Genomic DNA, 18,656 nt, shown 5'->3' with positions numbered 1-18,656 from the left:
CAAGGCCAGTTACAGGAACACAAACACAAACATTTATTCTCGCAACAGTTCAGGTTGCTCAGGAAGTTTCGCAATATAGAGGGCCGGTTTGCCGTCTTTATCAGAACTAAACAGAACCGCTTTATCATCCGGAGTAAAGGATGGATGCGGGTGAGTGACCTGGCGGCTGTTCGCCACGGTTGCCCAGGATGTATCGTGACGCGCGATGCGGAAGTAAGCCTTTTTCGCCACGTCGAAAGCGTAGAGATACGGGTCGTTATCGATGGTGTAGCCGCTGGTATCTTTTACATCCACCGGCGTACCGGAACCGTCGCCCACCAGCAGCGTGCCGTCAAAGTTACTCATCAGGTGCGAACAGGCTGGCATCTTCATAATCGCGCTGTTCTCGCCGGTATCCGGGTTGAAGCTATATACGGTGCGCCCTTGCTCGCCTTTCAGGTAAGAGACATACACCAGCGCCGAGCCGTCTGGTACCCAGAACTCATGGGTGCAGCTCTCGCCTTCGGCGTGCTCTTTCACCTTACGCACGTTGCTGCCGTCTTCGTTGACCATCCACATACGGGCATCCACCAGATCGTGCGGACCTTCGTGGCAGAACGCGACAGTATTGTCATCGAACGGACGGTAAATCGGGTGGCCAAGCCAGTTCTTCTCTTCGTGGATCACGCTGCTTGCACCGGTCTGCAGATCGACACGCAGCAGGCGACAGTGTGGGCCTTTATGGAAGAAGTCGTGGAAGATTTTCCAGTCGTTCAGCGGGGTCCAGTCGCTTTTCGCGATTTCAATACCCACCAGTTTGGTGCAGTCGCTGTTGGCGACCCAGGTACCATAGCCGACCCAGTCGTCGCTGACGCGATACACTTCGCGCTCCTCAAGGGTGGTCAGATTGACTTCCCGCAGAGTGCGATCATTCTTAACGTAATAGAGGGATTTGTCATCCGGCGACAGGAAGCCGCCAAAAGTGTTATCGCCTTCGCCTTCGGTTAACTGCACCGCTTCGGCGTTTTTCAGATCCAGCAGATAGTAGTTCCAGTGGCCATCGAATTCACCGGCGAACAGCAGGTGGCTACCATCGTTAAAAAAGCACTTTTGGTAGAAGTAGTTACGATGACAGGTAACTTCAGGGGGGGTCAGGCGGGTCACTTCCACGCCTGTATCCGGATCGCGGCTGACCTCATAGTTCAGTTTGACCCGCATACCTTTTGCCATGATGCACTCCTTGAATTCGACGGCAGGATCGCGCCTGCGGTCCGATCGGTAAAATATGAGTTTAAAAACTGGGTGTTAAAATATCAAAACATCGTTTCACTATGTGTGACTGGTGGCGCACTTCTGAAGGAAAAGCAGGCAAACTTATCAATATCTTTAAATCTATTCAGTTTTTTCTCATGATGTCGTCAAATTTTTAAAATTTCATAACGTGTTGTTTATCATAAAAATTAACTTAGTTAATTTAAAAATAAGATTCAAGAAAGCGCTGTCAACTCCCTGACAATCGTGATCGGAACAGCAATTCTGAGATTAACTTACAGAAAAAGTGAAACATCGTTTTAAATGTAATTGAAAACCCATTTCACAGCAGATAATATGTGCCCATCATGAAAACGGAACACCGTTTTGTTAATTATCCAGGCCAATGCGGCCGATAAATTCTGGAGGTTAATGTGGAAGTCAGACAAAGCATCCACAGCGCGCATGCAAAAACGCTGGATACCCAGGGTCTGCGTGATGAATTTTTAGTCGAGAAAGTGTTTGTCGCTGATGAATACACCATGGTGTACAGCCACATTGACCGCATCATCGTCGGCGGGATCATGCCGGTTGCCAAAACGGTTTCTGTCGGGGGCGAAGTGGGCAAACAGCTGGGCGTCAGCTTCTTCCTGGAGCGCCGCGAGCTGGGTGTGATTAATATCGGCGGCCCGGGCACCATCACCGTTGACGGTCAGTGCTATGAAATCGGCCATCGCGATGCCCTGTACGTGGGTAAAGGCGCACAGGAAGTGGTGTTTGCCAGCGTTGATAGCGGCAAACCGGCGAAGTTCTACTATAACTGCGCCCCGGCACACACTACCTATCCAACCAAAAAAGTGACCCCTTCAGAGGTTGCGCCGGTCACGCTGGGTGACAACCTCACCAGCAACCGCCGCACCATCAACAAATACTTCGTTCCTGATGTGCTGGAAACCTGCCAGCTCAGCATGGGTCTGACCGAGCTTGAGCCGGGCAACCTGTGGAACACCATGCCGTGCCATACCCACGAGCGCCGCATGGAAGTGTACTTCTACTTCAATATGGAAGAAGACGCCTGTGTATTCCATATGATGGGTCAGCCGCAGGAGACGCGCCATATCGTTATGCATAACGAGCAGGCGGTCATCTCTCCAAGCTGGTCTATTCACTCCGGCGTAGGCACACGTGCCTATACCTTCATCTGGGGCATGGTGGGTGAAAACCAGGTCTTCGATGATATGGACCACGTTGCCGTTAAGGATCTGCGCTAGTCGCGGACAGTTAAGCATAAACTTGCCTGTTCGTTCAGGCGCTGAAAGATAAGGATTAAAAATGATTCTGGATGCATTTTCTCTGCAAGGTAAAGTGGCTGTTGTGACCGGTTGCGACACCGGCCTGGGCCAGGGTATGGCTGTAGGTCTGGCGGAAGCGGGCTGCGACATCGTCGGTATCAACATCGTTGAGCCAAAAGAGACCATCGAGCGTGTTACCGCGCTGGGCCGTCGTTTCCTGAGCCTGACCGCTGACCTGCGTAAAATTGACGCGATTCCTGAGCTGCTGGATCGTGCGGTTGCTGAATTCGGTAAAATCGACATTCTGGTGAACAACGCCGGTCTGATCCGTCGTGAAGACGCGATCAATTTCAGCGAGCAGGACTGGGACGACGTCATGAACCTGAACATTAAGAGCGTATTCTTTATGTCTCAGGCGGCGGCGAAGCACTTCATCGCACAGGGCAACGGCGGCAAAATCATCAACATCGCCTCCATGCTCTCCTTCCAGGGTGGCATCCGTGTTCCTTCCTACACCGCCTCTAAAAGCGGCGTAATGGGCGTAACCCGCCTGCTGGCGAACGAATGGGCGCAGCACAACATCAACGTGAATGCCATCGCGCCAGGCTACATGGCGACCAACAACACCCAGCAGCTGCGTGCAGACGAAGAGCGCAGCGCGGCAATCCTCGAGCGTATCCCTGCGGGTCGTTGGGGTCTGCCAAGCGATCTGATGGGTCCGGTTGTGTTCCTGGCCTCCAGCGCTTCTGACTACATCAACGGCTACACCGTCGCGGTTGATGGCGGCTGGCTGGCGCGTTAATTCTCGCCCCTGTCGAAAGACCTCTGCCCCAGGGCGGAGGTTTTTTTTGACCTGAATAAGTCATTGTCCATATTGGAAAAAGAGGAAAATCCATAATCATTTTACCAGGATGACATGCATCACATATTTATTTACTAAATATCAAATGATTAACAAAAAGTGGGAAATATTAACCCTTATTTTAAAGTGTAATGTCCATCACAGATTCAAACCTGCCAGCTGATAAATCCATATTTTCACGTTATACGACCTGACACTTTTTCAGGGTTTCTCGTAATTTCGATTAACGTCTTACGCTGTTCAGGCAGGAAAATATGACATCTATAAATGACTCTACCTATATGCCCCGCGCCCTTCGCGATTCCCGAAGGATGAACCTGTTTGTTTCTGTTTCCGCGGCGGTGGCCGGCTTACTGTTTGGGTTGGATATCGGCGTCATTGCCGGTGCGTTACCCTTTATCACCGATCACTTTACGCTCAGCAATCGCCTGCAGGAGTGGGTGGTGAGCAGTATGATGCTGGGCGCAGCCGTGGGAGCCTTGTTCAACGGCTGGCTCTCGTTCCGCCTGGGCCGAAAATACAGCCTGATGGTGGGCGCCATTCTGTTTGTGGCAGGCTCACTGGGCTCCGCATTTGCCACAGGCGTTGAGGCATTATTGCTTTCTCGCGTGCTGCTGGGCGTGGCCGTGGGGATCGCCTCCTATACCGCCCCCCTGTATCTTTCAGAGATGGCGAGTGAAGACGTGCGTGGCAAAATGATCAGCATGTACCAGCTGATGGTAACGCTCGGTATTGTGCTGGCCTTCCTTTCTGATACGTATTTCAGCTACAGCGGCAACTGGCGCGCAATGCTGGGTGTGCTGGCATTACCGGCGATATTGCTGATTGTGCTGGTGATATTTTTGCCCAACAGTCCACGCTGGCTGGCGCAAAAAGGGCGACACGTCGAGGCGGAAGAAGTGCTGCGGATGCTGCGCGATACCTCCGAGAAAGCGCGTGAAGAGCTGAACGAGATCCGCGAAAGCCTCAAGCTTAAACAGGGGGGCTGGTCGCTGTTCAAAGTAAACCGCAACGTGCGCCGTGCGGTATTTCTCGGCATGCTGCTGCAGGCGATGCAGCAGTTTACCGGCATGAATATCATCATGTATTACGCACCACGTATTTTCAAAATGGCCGGATTCACCACTACCGAACAGCAGATGATCGCCACGCTGGTGGTGGGGCTGACCTTCATGTTTGCCACCTTTATTGCGGTATTTACCGTCGATAAGGCGGGCCGTAAGCCTGCCCTTAAAATTGGTTTTAGCGTGATGGCGCTGGGGACGCTGATCCTGGGCTATTGCCTGATGCAGTTTGATAACGGTACCGCGTCCAGCAGCTTATCCTGGCTGTCCGTCGGTATGACGATGATGTGCATTGCGGGCTACGCGATGAGTGCCGCGCCTGTGGTGTGGATCCTGTGTTCTGAAATTCAGCCGTTAAAATGCCGCGACTTTGGCATCACCTGTTCCACGACCACTAACTGGGTGTCGAACATGATCATTGGCGCCACCTTCCTGACCCTGCTGGATGCTATCGGCGCGGCGGGAACCTTCTGGCTTTATACGGTACTGAACGTGGCATTTATTGGGATTACCTTCTGGCTGATCCCGGAAACCAAAGGCATAACCCTGGAGCATATCGAGCGCAAGCTGATGGCAGGGGAGAAGTTACGTAATATCGGTGTGTAAGGTTAATGCCCGGCGGCGCTTCGCTTGCCGGGCCTGCGGTTTTCTCCCTCTCCCTGTGGGAAAGGGGGGAAGGCATCAGACCGCACATAAGTACAGCGCGGGCATCCCTTCTTCATCGGAGGTATAGAGCACCCATTTGTTATCCGGTGAAAACGACGGATGCGGGTGGGTCACCTGACGGTCGCCGTCCAGCACTTTCCAGCTGGTGTTGTGCTGGCAAACGGCGGTTTGCGTGCCTTTATTAATATCGAACACCCAGATAAAGGGATCGTTCAGGCTGATGTCGCCGGTATTGTGCGGCGCACCGTCGCCGACAATCAGCGAGCCGTCATGGTTACTCATCAGATGAGAGCAGGGCGGGATCGCCATCAGCTGGTGATTTTCCAGGGTCACTGGGTCGGCGCTAAAGAGATAGCGCTGCGGATCGTTCTCTTTGTGCGCCACATAACAGAGCGCCGATCCGTCCGGCACCCAGAACTCATGGGTAAAGCTCTCTCCGGCGGCATGCTGGCGCACCTTGCGCAGATTGCTGCCATCTTCATTAATCAGCCACATGCGGGCATCGATCGCGTCGCGCGGCCCTTCGTGACAAAACGCAACGGTATTGTCGTCAAACGGACGGTAGATCGGGTGCCCGAGCCAGCGTTTCTCCTGCAAAATCACGCGCCGTTCGCCGGTTTGCAGATCGATGTTGATCAGGCGACATTCCGGACTGGTGAAGTAAAACGCACGGAATTTGCTCCAGTCGGTGAGCGGCTGCCAGTCGCTTTTTTTGATTTCGATGCCGACCAGTTTCGTGCAGTCACTGTTCGCCACCCAGGTACCGTAAGCCACCCAGTCGTTATCAACCTCATACACCACATACTCTTCCAGGGTGTCGAGATCGACGCGCCGTAGCTGGCTGCTGTTTTTCACATACCACAGGGCGCGATCGTCCTCAGAGAGGAAGCCGCCAAAGGTATTGTCCCCGGCGCCGTCGGTGAGTTGAGTCGCCTGCTGCTCTGCAATATCCAGCAGGTAGTAGTTCCAGTGACCTTCGAAGGCGCCGCCAAAAATGAGCTTGCTGCCGTCACGGGTAAAACATTTTTGATAGAAGTAGTTACGGTGACAAATAATGTGCGGGGGCGTAAGGCGGATCACCTCATGTCCGGTTTCACTGTCCTGACGGGTACGAAAACGCAGGGGAATGATTTTTCCTTTCATTGTATGTTCCTTCAGATAAAAAAATACCCCACCGCAGAAGCGGTAGGGTATTGATAACGTAAGGGAATTAGCGCATTGCGCGTTTCAGGATACGTTCAGCCTGACGCTGGAAGTCAGCGGCGGTCTCTTCGACGGTTTTCTGACCATAGTCGATGTACTGCAGAGAGGTACCGAACTGAGCCACGATCTGCGGGTCGTCAAAGTATGGCGATACCGAGAGTTTAGCTGGCAGAGACTGCGCGAGGCGCAGACCCGCTACCGCCGGATCGTCCTCTTTGATGGTGCCGTTTTCGGTCAGGTATTGCACCGCCACTTTGCTCAGCGGCACGCCACGCTCCAGACCCAGCGTCTCAACGCCTTCTTTGTTGTTCAGCAGGAAGTTGATGACTTTCGCTGCTGCTTCCGGATTTTTGGTGGATTTGCCGATAGAGAGCATCTGGGCCGGTTTAAAGAACAGGCCGGCATCGGTTGCACCCGGCAGCATTGGGTAGCTGCCCAGCTCCAGTTTTGCTGGCGGCTTCAGGTTGTCGGAATATTTTTTGATGGTGGAGTTCCACATATAGGTGCCGCCCCATTCACCTTCGATCCACGGCTTCATCTCATACATGTTGCTCTTACCGAACGACGCGTAGTACTTGGTGTCCGGCATCACGTGGCTGTCGATCAGCTTCTTATAGGTCTGGAAGAACTCAACCCATTGCTCTTTGGTGTAGGAGAATTTCTTCGCCTTCTCGTCCACCGCCGGGATGTTGTACTTCTGGATCATGTAGGAGTTCAGCAGCGCCAGGGTATCCTGGTGCTCCAGAATCACCGGGTAGTACTGTTTGCCCAGTTTGCTCTCAAAAGCTTTACCGGCCGCCATCAGCTCGTCCCAGGTTTTCGGGTACTCTACGCCCGCTTTTTTCCATGTCTCATCGTTGAAGTAGAAGACGCGGGCGGTAACGGAGATTGGGATCCCGTTCAGCTTGCCGTTCACCGTGGTTGACTGCAGCTCTTTTGGATCGAACTGAGACAGGTCGATCACGTCCTTCATTTTGTTCAGATCGTAGAAGCCGTCGCCGGTTTTAGAGAAGATTGGCAGCCAGTTCCAGTTGGTCTGCATCACGTCCGGCTCGGTGCCGCCCGCAATCTGGGTGGTCAGACGGGACAGGTGTCCATCCCAGCCGGTGTACTCTGATTTAACGTTAATATCCGGGTTCTGTTTGTGGAACTCTTCCAGCGCTTTCAACGTAACCTGGTGACGGCCATTGCCGCCCCACCAGGACATACGCAGATCGGTGCTGTCCGCAGCAAAAGTGGGTAGGGCACTCATTCCAAAGGTAGCGGAGATAACGGCGCTTAAAAGCACTTTTTTCATTTTTATAACTCCATTAAAGAGAGATGTTCTGTTCAGTTTTTGCGTCAAAAATATGACACTTATTCATATCAAACTTAAAGTACACCTTACGGTGAAGGCCCTTGTTGATCATAGGTTTAGCTTCATCGGAAGGAATTCGGGCTGTCAGTTCGTATTCGCCAACTTTCAGATACACAAAGAATTCATGTCCCATGTTTTCGGCGCGGACCATCTCCCCGGTGCAGCCACCTTCAGCGAACGGCTCGTCGGAGAGAGAGACGAAATCAGGGCGGATGCCGTAGAAAATGTCTTTATCAGCGTGGCTGGCGACTTTCTCTTTCAGCTCTGCGCTTAACGGCATGGTCTGGTTGCCAATGGTCAGGGCCAGTTGACCGTCCTGCTGTACCAGTCTGCTGGCGCGGATGTTCATCTCCGGTGAGCCGATAAAGCCCGCCACGAACATGTTTTTCGGTTTGTGGTACAGGTTGTCCGGAGTATCCACCTGCATGATGTGGCCGAGCTTCATCACGCAGATGCGGTCGCCCATGGTCATCGCTTCGGTCTGATCGTGGGTTACGTAAACCGTGGTCGCTGGTTTGCCGGAGGCCTTCAGCTGCTTGTGCAGGTCGGAGATACGGATACGCATCGAGGCACGCAGTTTGGCATCGAGGTTGGACAGCGGTTCGTCGAACAGGAACACGTCCGGCTTTTTCACGATCGCGCGGCCTACGGCCACACGCTGCGCCTGGCCACCGGAGAGCTGGCGCGGCAGGCGGTCCAGCAGCTCTTCCAGCTCCAGAATTTTGGCTGCTTCGTTAACCTGGGTTTCAATCTGCGCTTTGGGCAGCTTGCTCAGCTTCAGGCCAAAGGCCAGGTTTTCGCGCACGGTCATGTGCGGGTAGAGCGCATAGTTCTGGAACACCATCGCAATCCCGCGCTCTTTTGGCGCGAGGTTGTTAACGATCTTATCGCCGATACGCACTTCGCCGCCGCTGATGGTCTCAAGACCGGCCAGCATACGCAGGGTGGTGGATTTCGCGCAGCCGGATGGCCCGACGATCACCATGAATTCACCTTCAGCGATTGAAAGGTCGATAGCATGTACCGCTTTGAAGCCGTTGGAGTAGACCTTTTCCAGTTTGTTGAAAATAACTTCAGCCATGATATTTCCCTCTTAACCTTTAATTCCGCTGCTGGTTACGCCCTGTACGAAGTAGCGCTGTGCCAGGAAGAAGACAATGATGGATGGCAGAATGGAGATGCTCGCCATTGCCAGAATTTCGTTCCACGGCGCACCTTCGGTGACGTCGATGGACATTTTCAGAGCCAGTGCAATCGGGTATTTATCCACGCTGTAGACATAAATCAGCGGCCCGATAAAGTCGTTCATTGACCACATGAACTGGAACAGTGCCACGGAGATAATGGCTGGCTTCAGGATTGGCACGACCACGTACCACAGCACCTGAATAGAGTTACAGCCATCAATCTGCGCTGCCTCTTCCATGTCACGCGGTACACCGCGCAGGAACTGGATCAGCATGAAGACGAAGAACCCTTGCGTGGCGAAGGCCAGCGGCAGGTACAGCGGCATATAGCTGTTCAGCATGCCCATTTCACGGAACATCAGGTACTGCGGGATCAGCAGTACGGTGCTTGGCAGCAACATGGTGGTAATCAGCGTCGCAAACCAGAACTTCTTCCACGGGATCTCGAAGCGGGCAAAGCCGTACGCCACGATGGTGGAGGAGATAATGGTCAGGATCACTTTCGGGATCACATACTTAAAGGTGTTCAGCATGTAATGACCGAAGTTGTACTCGGTACCGGTTTTCCAGCCGTTCACAAAGCCGTCCCAGGTGGCGTGTGCCGGCCACAGGCTGAGGGTGGTGAAGATCTCGTGGTTCGGTTTGAACGACGCCGAGAACATCCACACCAGCGGATAGAGCATCAGCAGGCCAACAAACAGCAGGATCACATAGCGAATGGTGGCGCTAATTTTTTCACGACGCTGGGTACGCGCCACTTCACGTTCTGCGATGCTTCTCGCCGTGGAGAGTTGTTGAATATCAGCCATTTTTGCCTCCCTTATCGGCGGAGTAGAAGACCCAGTATTTCGAAGACTTAAAGGCGATAGCGGCAAAGACAGCAACCACCAGGAACAGGATCCAGGCCAGTGCGGCGCCGTATCCCATGTCAAAGTACTTGAATGCGGTGTCGTAGATGTACAGTGAGAACAGGTAGGTAGAGTAGGTTGGTCCACCGCCGGTAATCACATACGGACCGGTAAATTCCTGGAACGCCTGCGTGGTCTGCATGATGAAGTTGAAGAAGATAACCGGCGTGATCAGCGGCACGGTGACTTTCATGAACATCTGCCATTTCGAGGCACCGTCAATCATCGCGGCTTCGTACTGCGACTGCGGCACGTTCTGCAGGGCGGCGAGGAAGATCACCATCGCAGAACCGAACTGCCAGACGCGCAGCAGGGTAACGGACATCAGCGCCAGAGAGGGTTCGCCCAGCCAGTTCACCGCGTCAAAACCAAAGACGCCAATAAAGCTGTTCAACAGGCCATCAATGGCGAACAGGGCGCGCCACAGAACGGCAATGGCGACGGAGCTGCCGAGGATCGACGGAATATAATAAGCGGTACGGAAGAAACCGATGCCGCGCAGTTTAAAGTTCAGAACAAACGCAATACCCAGCGCAAAGGCCAGCTTTAACGGGATGGTTAAAAATACATACGCAAAGGTCACGCCCATGGATTTCCAGAAGAGGGTATCTTCTGTAAACATGTAGCGATAGTTCTCTACGCCGTTAAAGACGGGCGGGCTCATCAAATCGTACTCAGTAAAACTGAGGAAGAAAGATGAAACAAAGGGGAAGGCGGTGAAGAGTATCAACCCAATTATGTAGGGTGATATCCAGGCCAGCCCCAGCATCTTGTTTTCATTCATACATACCTACCTGGTAATTAATGGTTTAAAACGGAATCTGCCCGGCTCTGCCCGCTTAACAGGAAGCGAACAGCGGAATGCGTCTGGTGCGAAAGTTCACTGTGGTATCTCCTTCTACCTGTTCGTGAGTGCCTGTAAATTCGGGCGCATCCTGCCCGGTTTCGCAATTTTTTAAAACTTATGAACCACTGTTTTCAATTTGTAAAACGTCGTTTTAATTTATTTTATTGTGATTTAAATCCACGTCATTCGATAAATAGTGGAAATGTGATCAAGGTCGAAACAGCGTTTCAATAAGGTGAGATGAGTGGCATTTTTATCGGTTTGCGCGGAAAAACGGAGGGATAGAACCGGCTAAACAGAGGACTTTGCTCACATATTTTGGGAATTATTGGCAGCGGATACAAACTACTAATATTTGTAGCAAAAATGTAACATTGGAATGAAAGTAGCGAGGATATAATTAACTTGTTGAATGATTATTTGCTGAAATAACGCGAAATTGCGCTTAAGCAAAAAAAAGCGATGCCCAAGCATCGCCTTTTTCTTTATTTGAGGAAATCTTCACGCACCGGGGTAAAGGTGTCCAGCAGAGTGCCCGGTTTCAGACAAACGCAGCCGTGCATAATATGCGGCTGCTTATAAAGGGTATCTCCGGCGGTCACTACGTGTTTCTCTTCGCCGATGGTAAATTCAAACTCGCCGGACAAAACATAGGTCAGCTGCTCATGAGGGTGGTTATGCATTGGGCCCACGGCGCCTTGCTCAAAATTCACCTCTACCGCCATCATTTTGCCGTCGTGCGCCAGAATACGACGCGTAACGCCATTACCCAGATCTTCAAGCTGCGTCTCTTTGTGGAAAATAAACATGCTCATGTCCTGTTATATAGTGAAACATCGTTTCATTTAATTTATCCCAGAGAGGGCTAAAAGGAAATGTCGAACCAGAGAACTGGAAACTCGATCACAAGTTTGCTTCACTGGATGAAACCGGAAAGGAGAGCAAGATGAAAACCATTGGCCTGTTGGGAGGAATGAGCTGGGAGTCCACCATTCCGTATTATCGTCTGATCAACGAAGGGGTAAAACAGCGTCTCGGAGGATTACACTCTGCGAGCCTGCTGCTGCACAGCGTCGATTTCCACGAGATCGAAGCCTGCCAGTCCAGCGGCGACTGGGAAAAGGCCGGGGAGATCCTCGCGACGGCGGCGCTGGGCCTGCAGGGGGCGGGGGCGCAGGCCATTCTGCTCTGCACCAACACCATGCACAAAGTCGCTGAGCAGATTGAAACGCGCTGTTCCCTGCCGTTCCTGCATATCGCCGATGCCACGGGCCGGGCGATTACCGCGGCGGGCATGAACCGGGTAGCGCTGCTTGGCACCCGCTACACTATGGAGCAGGATTTCTACCGCGGGCGGCTGACGGCGCAGTACGGCATCGAGAGCCTGATCCCGGACGAGACGGATCGGGCGCGCATTAATCAGATTATCTTCGACGAGCTCTGTCTCGGCACCTTTAGCGAGGCGTCACGCCGCTACTATCTTGAGGTGATCCAGAAACTTGCCGAACGAGGAGCACAGGGGGTGATCTTCGGCTGCACCGAGATTGGCCTGTTGGTCCCGGCAGATGCAAGCCCAATTCCGGTGTTTGATACCGCCGCGATCCACGCTGCCGATGCGGTGGAGTTTATGCTTTCGTAACGGGCGACGCTAACAGCCGCTCCAGCGGGCCGGTGAGGGTAGCCAGCCCCTGTTGCAGATGCGCGCTAAAGGCGTCCACCAGCGCCGAGGCCGGGCGGTGCAGGGGGCGGATCAGGCTCACCGTAAACGGCACTGGGATACTGAAGCGGCGAATAACAATCCCGCTGTCGGCATAGTCCAGCGCCGTCAGCGGATTCACCACTGAAATCCCCACGCCCGCCCGCACCATCGCACAGATTGAGGCAGCGCTGTGCGTCTCCACCACCATTCGTCGCTTCACCTGATGCTCGGCGAATAGCTGGTCCAGCAGCTGCCGGTAACTGTCGGTGCGCGACAGGCTGATGTAGTTCTCACCCTGAAAATCCGCCGGCGTCAGCACCGCTTTTTCCGCAAGCGGATGTCCGGCAGGCAACACACATACTTCATCTAATGAGAGCAGCTCGTGGCGCGTGGTGCCCGCCGGGGTGGCGAGGGTTTCGGTCAGGCCCAGATCGTGGCGCTGGGCCGAGAGCCACTCCTCCAGTAGGGGTGACTCCTGCGGCACGATGGTGAGATTGACGTCCGGGTAACGGGCGAGAAACGGCTGCAGCAGGGCAGGTAAAAACGACTGGGAAAAGACCGGCAGGCAGACGATGGAAAGCTCGCCCTGACGAAACTCGCGCAGGCTGTCGGCGGCGCTGACGATGCGGTCCAGCCCGTACCAGGATCGCTGCACTTCCTCGAACAGCCGCAGCCCCTGCACGGTAGGGTGCAGCCGCCCGCGGGTGCGTTCAAACAACGTCAGTCCGATCACTTTTTCAAAACGTGCCAGCTCGCGGCTCACCGTCGGTTGCGAGGTGTGAAGTAGCCGCGCGGCTTCGGTCAGATTCCCCGTCGTCATCACGGCGTGGAAAATCTCAATATGGCGTAAATTCACTGCGGGCATAGTGGCGACCTGGTTGCGCGTAATCCATATCATTTTTGCATAGACTGGCGATAAAACGATATTTTTTATTCTCTTCGCGCTGTGGCGTAATGGTAAAAAATTGAATTCCCGGAGATCACCATGCCACGCCCGCTGAACAACACCGATACCGATCTGAATGCCGACAATTTACTGCGCCTGCCCGCGGAGTTTGGCTGCCCCGTCTGGGTCTATGACGCGCAGATTATCCGCGACAAAATTGCGGCGCTGCATCAGTTTGACGTGGTGCGCTTTGCCCAGAAAGCCTGCTCTAACATTCACATTCTGCGCCTGATGCGCGAGCAGGGCGTCAAGGTTGACTCCGTGTCGCTGGGTGAAATCGAGCGTGCGCTGGCGGCGGGCTACGATCCAAAAGCCGACAGCGATGCGATTGTCTTTACCGCTGACCTGATCGACAGCGCGACGCTTGCCCGGGTGCGTGAGCTGCAGATCCCGGTCAACGCCGGTTCGGTGGATATGCTTGAGCAGCTGGGTCAGGTTTCGCCGGGCCACCGCGTCTGGCTGCGCGTCAACCCGGGGTTTGGTCACGGCCACAGCCAGAAGACCAACACCGGCGGCGAAAACAGCAAACACGGCATCTGGTACAGCGATCTGCCCGCGGCACTGGAAGTACTGCAGCGCTATAACCTGAAGCTGGTGGGCATTCATATGCACATCGGTTCCGGCGTGGACTACGGTCACCTTGAACAGGTGTGCGGCGCCATGGTGCGCCAGGTGATTGAGTTTGGTCAGGATCTGGAGGCGATCTCCGCCGGTGGCGGGCTGTCGATCCCGTATCGCGAAGGAGAAGAGGCGATCGATACCGATCACTACTACGGCCTGTGGAACGGCGCGCGGGATAAAATCGCCGCCCATCTGGGTCATGCAGTGAAACTGGAGATCGAGCCGGGCCGTTTCCTCGTCGCCGAGTCAGGCGTGCTGGTGTCTCAGGTGCGCAGCGTGAAGGCGATGGGGAGCCGTCATTTTGTGCTCATCGACGCGGGCTTCAACGATCTGATGCGCCCGGCAATGTACGGCAGCTATCACCACATCACGGCGCTGGCCGCCGACGGCCGCGATTTAACCCAGTCTGAATGGGTGGAAACGGTCGTCGCCGGGCCGCTGTGCGAATCCGGCGACGTGTTTACCCAGCAGGAGGGCGGGAAAGTAGAAACCCGCACCCTGCCAGCGGTTGTGCCGGGAGATTATCTGGTGTTGCACGATACCGGCGCGTATGGCGCCTCTATGTCATCCAACTACAATAGCCGTCCGCTGTTGCCGGAAGTGCTGTTCGATAACGGCGCGGCGCGTCTGATCCGCCGCCGTCAGACCATTCAGGAGTTGCTCGCGCTCGAACTGTTCTGATCGAACCAGGGTCCCGTCGCCACCGAATCGCGTAACACCAGCGTACCGGTAAAGGGCGGGATCGCTTCTATCGGCTCGTTCTTTACCAGCCGGATCGCCTGATCGATAGCGGTGGTAATCATGTTGTCGATGGGCAGATAGACGGTAGAGAGCGCGGGTTCCAGCCACTTCGCGCACGGCGCGTCATCGAAGCCGAACAGCGATACATCCTCTGGAATGCGCAGCCCGGCCTGATGCAGCGCTTTCGACGAGCCCAGCGCCATATCGTCATTGCAGGCAAACAGGGCGCTGAACGATACCTTCTCGTTCAGCAGCTCCTGGCACAGCTCATACCCGCGCGTCATCCCCGAATCGCCATACTTCACCCGGCTCTCATCCCAGGGAATGCCGTGCTTTTCCAGCGCGTTGCGATAGCCCGTCAGTCGCGCCTTGCCGGTAGGGGTGTGGATCGGCACGGTCATGCAGGCGATCTCCCGATGTCCCTGGCTTATCAGATACTCTACCGCGCTAAAGGCCGCCTCCTGCTGCTCGAAGAACACGCAGCGTTCCCGCGCCTGGCTGACGTCACGGTTGATCACGATAAGCGGCATCTTCACGCTGTTGATGAGCTTCATGATCGCTTTTTCGCTCATATAGCGGGTGTAAAGCACGATGGCATCGCACTGGCGATCGGCCAGCATCTGCACCGCTTCTTCTTCCCGCTCCGGGGTATCGTGACCGTCGGTGACAATCAGCTGTTTCCCGTGCGTTTCGGTCTGTCGGGAGGCCTGCTGCAACAGGCGACCAAAGTAAAAACCGTCAAAGGTGGAGACCACCAGACCAATGCTGTTGCTGGTCCGGTTCGCCAGCGATCGCGCCAGAAAATTGGGGCGATAGCCCAGCTCTTCCATCGCGTTAAAAACCTGCTGACGGGTGCTCTCTTTTACCTGACCTGTGCCGTTCAGCACGCGCGACACCGTGGCTTTCGACACGCCCGCGCGCAGTGAGACATCCAGCATTGTTGCCATTCGTTATTCCTGCTTCCACGTTATGCACGGAAGTTTATCACAGACGTTCAGGGGCATAAGCCGGGCGGGAGGAGGAAAACCCCCATCAGGATCACGCTTTCTGGCAACAGGTCAGAACGTCAGTAAAAGTGGCATACCAAAGTGGCGATAAATCGTACTCCGGAATACCTGTTGCGGCGTTGAGAGCTTAATCACAGAACAAATCTTCACCAGAAGCTATTTTTGGTATGCCAATAGAAGCCGGATGAACACCTTATCCCAATAAAGGCCCTTTTACTGAGGTATTACCCTATGGCATTACAGGAAAAACTGATCAATTCTCTGGGCAGTTTCGCCACAAAGTTCAACAGTTATCGCTATATCATGGCGATAAAATCCGCCTTCATCACCTTAATGCCGGTCATCATTGTTGGCGCATTTTCGGTGCTGATCTCCAACATGGTACTGGATCCGAAAAACGGCTTAGCCAGCTTTGAGTCGCTGTCTTTTCTCGCCACGCTGAAACCGATCACCAGTGCCCTGAACTACGCCACATTGAACTTCCTCAATATCGGGGCCGTGTTCCTGATCGGCATTGAGCTCGGGCGCATCAACGGCATTAAGTCGTTGTTCCCCGGACTGCTGGCGGTGATCTGCTTTATCTGCGTTACCCCAACCACTGTCGAGATGATGGTCGATGGCGAAATGCACATGGTAAAAGACGTGCTGCTGCGCCAGTTCTCGGATACCCGTAGCCTGTTCCTCGGTATGTTTATCGCTATTCTGTCGGTGGAGATCTACTGCTGGCTGGAAGGACGCCCGGGGCTGAAAATCAGGATGCCGGACACCGTGCCGCCAAACGTCTCGGCCTCGTTCTCGGCGCTGATCCCGGCGATCATCACCACTGCCACCATCGCCACCTTTGGCTTTGTGTTCCATCAGATCACCGGCATGTACCTCTACGATGCGGTATACCAGGTGGTGCAGCAGCCGCTGGAGCGCGTGGTGCAAAGCCTGCCGGGGATCCTGCTGCTGATGTTCGTGGCCCAGCTGTTCTGGGTTATTGGTATCCACGGCAACCAGATGATTAAACCGATCCGCGAGCCGCTGCTGCTGGGGGCGATCACCGTCAATATGAGCGCCTTTGAGCAGGGGAAAGAGATCCCGAACATCATCACCATGCCGTTCTGGGATGTCTACATGAGCATCGGCGGCTCGGGCTTGACCATCGGCCTGCTGATTGCCGTGATGATCGGCACCAAACGCAAAGAGATGAAAGAGATCGCCAAGCTCTCTATCGGCCCGGGGATTTTTAACATCAACGAGCCAGTGATCTTCGGTATGCCAATCATGCTCAACCCGATCCTGGCGATCCCGTTCATCATCACCCCATTGGTGACCGGCTCTATTGGCTACTTCGCCACCATCACCGGTTTTGCCGGAAAAGCCGTGGTAATGGTGCCCTGGACCACGCCGCCGCTGATCAACGCCTGGCTCTCTACCGCCGGTTCAATGGGGGCGGTGGTGACCCAGCTTGTCTGCATCATTACCGCCGTACTTATTTATCTGCCGTTTGTGAAGATCGCGTCCCGCCGCGCTGAGCAGGCCGCGCAGCAAGCGGCAAACCAGGAGGCGACGAATAACGCATGAGCATTAAACAGATGACTATCCCTGAGGGGTTTATCCTTGGGGCCGCGGCCTCCGCCTGGCAAACCGAGGGCTGGAGCGGGAAAAAAGCCGGGCAGGACTCCTGGATCGACCTGTGGTACAAAAACGATCGTCAGGTCTGGCATAACGGCTACGGCCCGGCGGTGGCGACCGATTTCATCAACCGTTTCCGTGAAGACGTGGCGCTGATGAAGCAGACCGGGCTGACCCATTACCGTACCTCCATCAACTGGTCGCGCTTTCTTACCGACTACGAAAACGCCACGGTGGACGAAGAGTACGCCGCATATTACGACGCCCTGTTCGCCGAGATGCGCCGTCAGGGCATTGAGCCGATGATCTGCCTTGAGCACTACGAGCTACCGGGCACGCTGCTGGAAACCTACGGCGGCTGGGCGTCGAAACACGTGGTGGAGCTGTTCACCCGCTACGCCGAACAGGTTTTTGCCCGCTATCATCAGGTGGTGACGCGCTGGTTTACCTTCAATGAGCCGATTGTGGTGCAGACCCGGGTTTATCTCGATGCCCTGCGCTGGCCCTATGAGCAAAACACCCACACCTGGATGCAGTGGAACCACCATAAGGTGCTGGCCACGGCGAAGGTGGTGAAGCTGTTCCGCGAGAAGGGCTACGCTGGCAGCGTGGGCTGTATCCTCAACCCGGAAGTCACTTATCCCCGTTCCCGGGCTGCGCACGACGTCAAGGCCGCGGAGATCTACGATCTGTTCTACAACCGGGTATTCCTCGACCCGCTGGTGCATGGGCGTTACCCCGAGGCGCTATTCACCCTGCTGGAAAAACACCAGGTGCGGTGGGAGTACAGCGCCGACGAGCTGGCCCTGATTGCGGAAAACACCGTCGACGAGCTGGGAATTAACCTCTATTACCCCCACCGGGTAAAGGCCCCGTCCCGGGCCTGGCACCCCGATACGCCGTTCCATCCGGCGTACTACTACGAGCCGTTTGAACTGCCGGGACGAAGGATGAACACTTCCCGCGGGTGGGAGATCGCCCCGCGCATCATCTACGACATGGCGATGCGGATCAAAAACGACTATCGCAATATCGACTGGTTTGTTGCCGAAAGCGGAATGGGCGTGGAAAACGAAGGCCAGTACCGCAATGGTGACGGGGAAATTGAGGACAACTATCGCATTAACTTTATCAGCGAGCACCTTTATTACACGCTGCTGGCACGGGAAGAGGGGGCAAACTGCCACGGCTATATGCTGTGGGCTTTCACCGATAACGTCTCGCCGATGAACGCCTTTAAAAACCGCTATGGGCTGATTGAGATCGACCTTGCGGACAACCGCGCCCGACGGGCGAAAAAGTCGGCCAGCTGGTTCCGACAACTGCGCGATGAGCGCGTTCTGACCCTGAACATCGACGATGAATGGAAGTAGGCGACGATCGCGACGGTTCTGGTAACATAGTGC

16 protein-coding genes are annotated in these 18,656 nt (G+C 54.7%); 7 read left to right on the top strand and 9 right to left on the bottom strand.

Annotated features, from left to right (window positions below):
• Nucleotides 1-33: 33 nt before the first annotated feature.
• Nucleotides 34-1,209 (bottom strand): oligogalacturonate lyase family protein, encoded by a 1,176-nt coding sequence (locus MXM41_RS15315; protein ID WP_325932862.1) that lies wholly within the window; start codon nucleotides 1,207-1,209, stop codon nucleotides 34-36.
• A 455-nt stretch (nucleotides 1,210-1,664) separates the two neighbouring features.
• On the opposite strand from MXM41_RS15315, the gene kduI reads away from it, so the two are divergent.
• From kduI to MXM41_RS15300, 3 genes are all read left to right on the top strand, one after another.
• Nucleotides 1,665-2,501: a 5-dehydro-4-deoxy-D-glucuronate isomerase gene (gene kduI / locus MXM41_RS15310; RefSeq protein WP_325932859.1), complete on the top strand. Its 837-nt coding sequence runs from the start codon at nucleotides 1,665-1,667 to the stop codon at nucleotides 2,499-2,501.
• 61 nt (nucleotides 2,502-2,562) lie between these two features.
• Complete coding sequence (gene kduD, locus MXM41_RS15305; RefSeq protein WP_325932857.1) at nucleotides 2,563-3,324, top strand: 2-dehydro-3-deoxy-D-gluconate 5-dehydrogenase KduD; 762 nt, start codon at nucleotides 2,563-2,565, stop codon at nucleotides 3,322-3,324.
• 296 nt (nucleotides 3,325-3,620) lie between these two features.
• Nucleotides 3,621-5,054, top strand: coding sequence for a sugar porter family MFS transporter (locus tag MXM41_RS15300; protein WP_325932989.1), 1,434 nt, complete (start codon nucleotides 3,621-3,623; stop codon nucleotides 5,052-5,054).
• Between the two features lie 75 nt (nucleotides 5,055-5,129).
• Here MXM41_RS15300 and MXM41_RS15295 read toward each other — a convergent pair whose 3' ends face one another.
• The 6 genes from MXM41_RS15295 to MXM41_RS15270 form a co-directional block, all read right to left on the bottom strand.
• Complete coding sequence (locus tag MXM41_RS15295; protein WP_325932856.1) at nucleotides 5,130-6,257, bottom strand: oligogalacturonate lyase family protein; 1,128 nt, start codon at nucleotides 6,255-6,257, stop codon at nucleotides 5,130-5,132.
• A gap of 67 nt (nucleotides 6,258-6,324) precedes the next feature.
• Nucleotides 6,325-7,614, bottom strand: a complete 1,290-nt coding sequence (locus MXM41_RS15290) for an ABC transporter substrate-binding protein (RefSeq protein WP_325932855.1) — start codon at nucleotides 7,612-7,614, stop codon at nucleotides 6,325-6,327.
• A gap of 13 nt (nucleotides 7,615-7,627) precedes the next feature.
• Complete coding sequence (locus MXM41_RS15285; RefSeq protein WP_325932854.1) at nucleotides 7,628-8,755, bottom strand: ABC transporter ATP-binding protein; 1,128 nt, start codon at nucleotides 8,753-8,755, stop codon at nucleotides 7,628-7,630.
• A 12-nt stretch (nucleotides 8,756-8,767) separates the two neighbouring features.
• Entirely contained in the window at nucleotides 8,768-9,670 is a 903-nt protein-coding gene (locus MXM41_RS15280; RefSeq protein WP_103176849.1) for a carbohydrate ABC transporter permease, read from the bottom strand.
• Complete coding sequence (locus tag MXM41_RS15275; protein ID WP_103822749.1) at nucleotides 9,663-10,553, bottom strand: carbohydrate ABC transporter permease; 891 nt, start codon at nucleotides 10,551-10,553, stop codon at nucleotides 9,663-9,665. The genes MXM41_RS15280 and MXM41_RS15275 overlap by 8 nt, the downstream gene beginning before the upstream one ends.
• 548 nt (nucleotides 10,554-11,101) lie before the next feature.
• The gene (locus tag MXM41_RS15270; RefSeq protein WP_039029883.1) at nucleotides 11,102-11,425 is read right to left on the bottom strand and encodes a cupin domain-containing protein; all 324 of its coding nucleotides are present in this window, start codon (nucleotides 11,423-11,425) and stop codon (nucleotides 11,102-11,104) included.
• 137 nt (nucleotides 11,426-11,562) lie between these two features.
• On the opposite strand from MXM41_RS15270, the gene MXM41_RS15265 reads away from it, so the two are divergent.
• Nucleotides 11,563-12,255, top strand: coding sequence for an aspartate/glutamate racemase (locus tag MXM41_RS15265; protein ID WP_325932850.1), 693 nt, complete (start codon nucleotides 11,563-11,565; stop codon nucleotides 12,253-12,255).
• Here MXM41_RS15265 and MXM41_RS15260 read toward each other — a convergent pair.
• Nucleotides 12,242-13,180: a LysR family transcriptional regulator gene (locus tag MXM41_RS15260; protein WP_325932849.1), complete on the bottom strand. Its 939-nt coding sequence runs from the start codon at nucleotides 13,178-13,180 to the stop codon at nucleotides 12,242-12,244. The two genes, MXM41_RS15265 and MXM41_RS15260, sit on opposite strands and share 14 nt — an antisense overlap.
• Nucleotides 13,181-13,300: 120 nt before the next feature.
• Between MXM41_RS15260 and lysA the strand changes: the two genes are divergently transcribed.
• Complete coding sequence (lysA, locus tag MXM41_RS15255) at nucleotides 13,301-14,563, top strand: diaminopimelate decarboxylase (protein WP_325932848.1); 1,263 nt, start codon at nucleotides 13,301-13,303, stop codon at nucleotides 14,561-14,563.
• Here the strand turns inward: lysA and MXM41_RS15250 are convergent.
• Nucleotides 14,533-15,570 carry a LacI family DNA-binding transcriptional regulator gene (locus tag MXM41_RS15250; RefSeq protein ID WP_325932847.1) on the bottom strand — a complete coding sequence of 346 codons (1,038 nt, stop codon included), beginning with the start codon at nucleotides 15,568-15,570 and terminating at the stop codon, nucleotides 14,533-14,535. The two genes, lysA and MXM41_RS15250, sit on opposite strands and share 31 nt — an antisense overlap.
• 291 nt (nucleotides 15,571-15,861) lie before the next feature.
• Here MXM41_RS15250 and MXM41_RS15245 point away from each other — a divergent pair, with 291 nt between their 5' ends.
• Complete coding sequence (locus tag MXM41_RS15245) at nucleotides 15,862-17,199, top strand: PTS sugar transporter subunit IIC (protein ID WP_325932845.1); 1,338 nt, start codon at nucleotides 15,862-15,864, stop codon at nucleotides 17,197-17,199.
• Nucleotides 17,196-18,623, top strand: a complete 1,428-nt coding sequence (locus MXM41_RS15240) for a glycoside hydrolase family 1 protein (protein ID WP_325932844.1) — start codon at nucleotides 17,196-17,198, stop codon at nucleotides 18,621-18,623. Before MXM41_RS15245 ends, MXM41_RS15240 begins: the two co-directional genes overlap by 4 nt.
• The last annotated feature ends 33 nt before the right edge of the window (nucleotides 18,624-18,656 follow it).

The organism is Leclercia adecarboxylata (genome assembly GCF_035787115.1).
In the GTDB taxonomy this organism is placed as follows: domain Bacteria; phylum Pseudomonadota; class Gammaproteobacteria; order Enterobacterales; family Enterobacteriaceae; genus Enterobacter; species Enterobacter adecarboxylatus_E.
The sequence above is the reverse complement of the archived record's forward strand: the minus strand, read 5'-3'. Positions and strand labels throughout refer to the sequence as shown.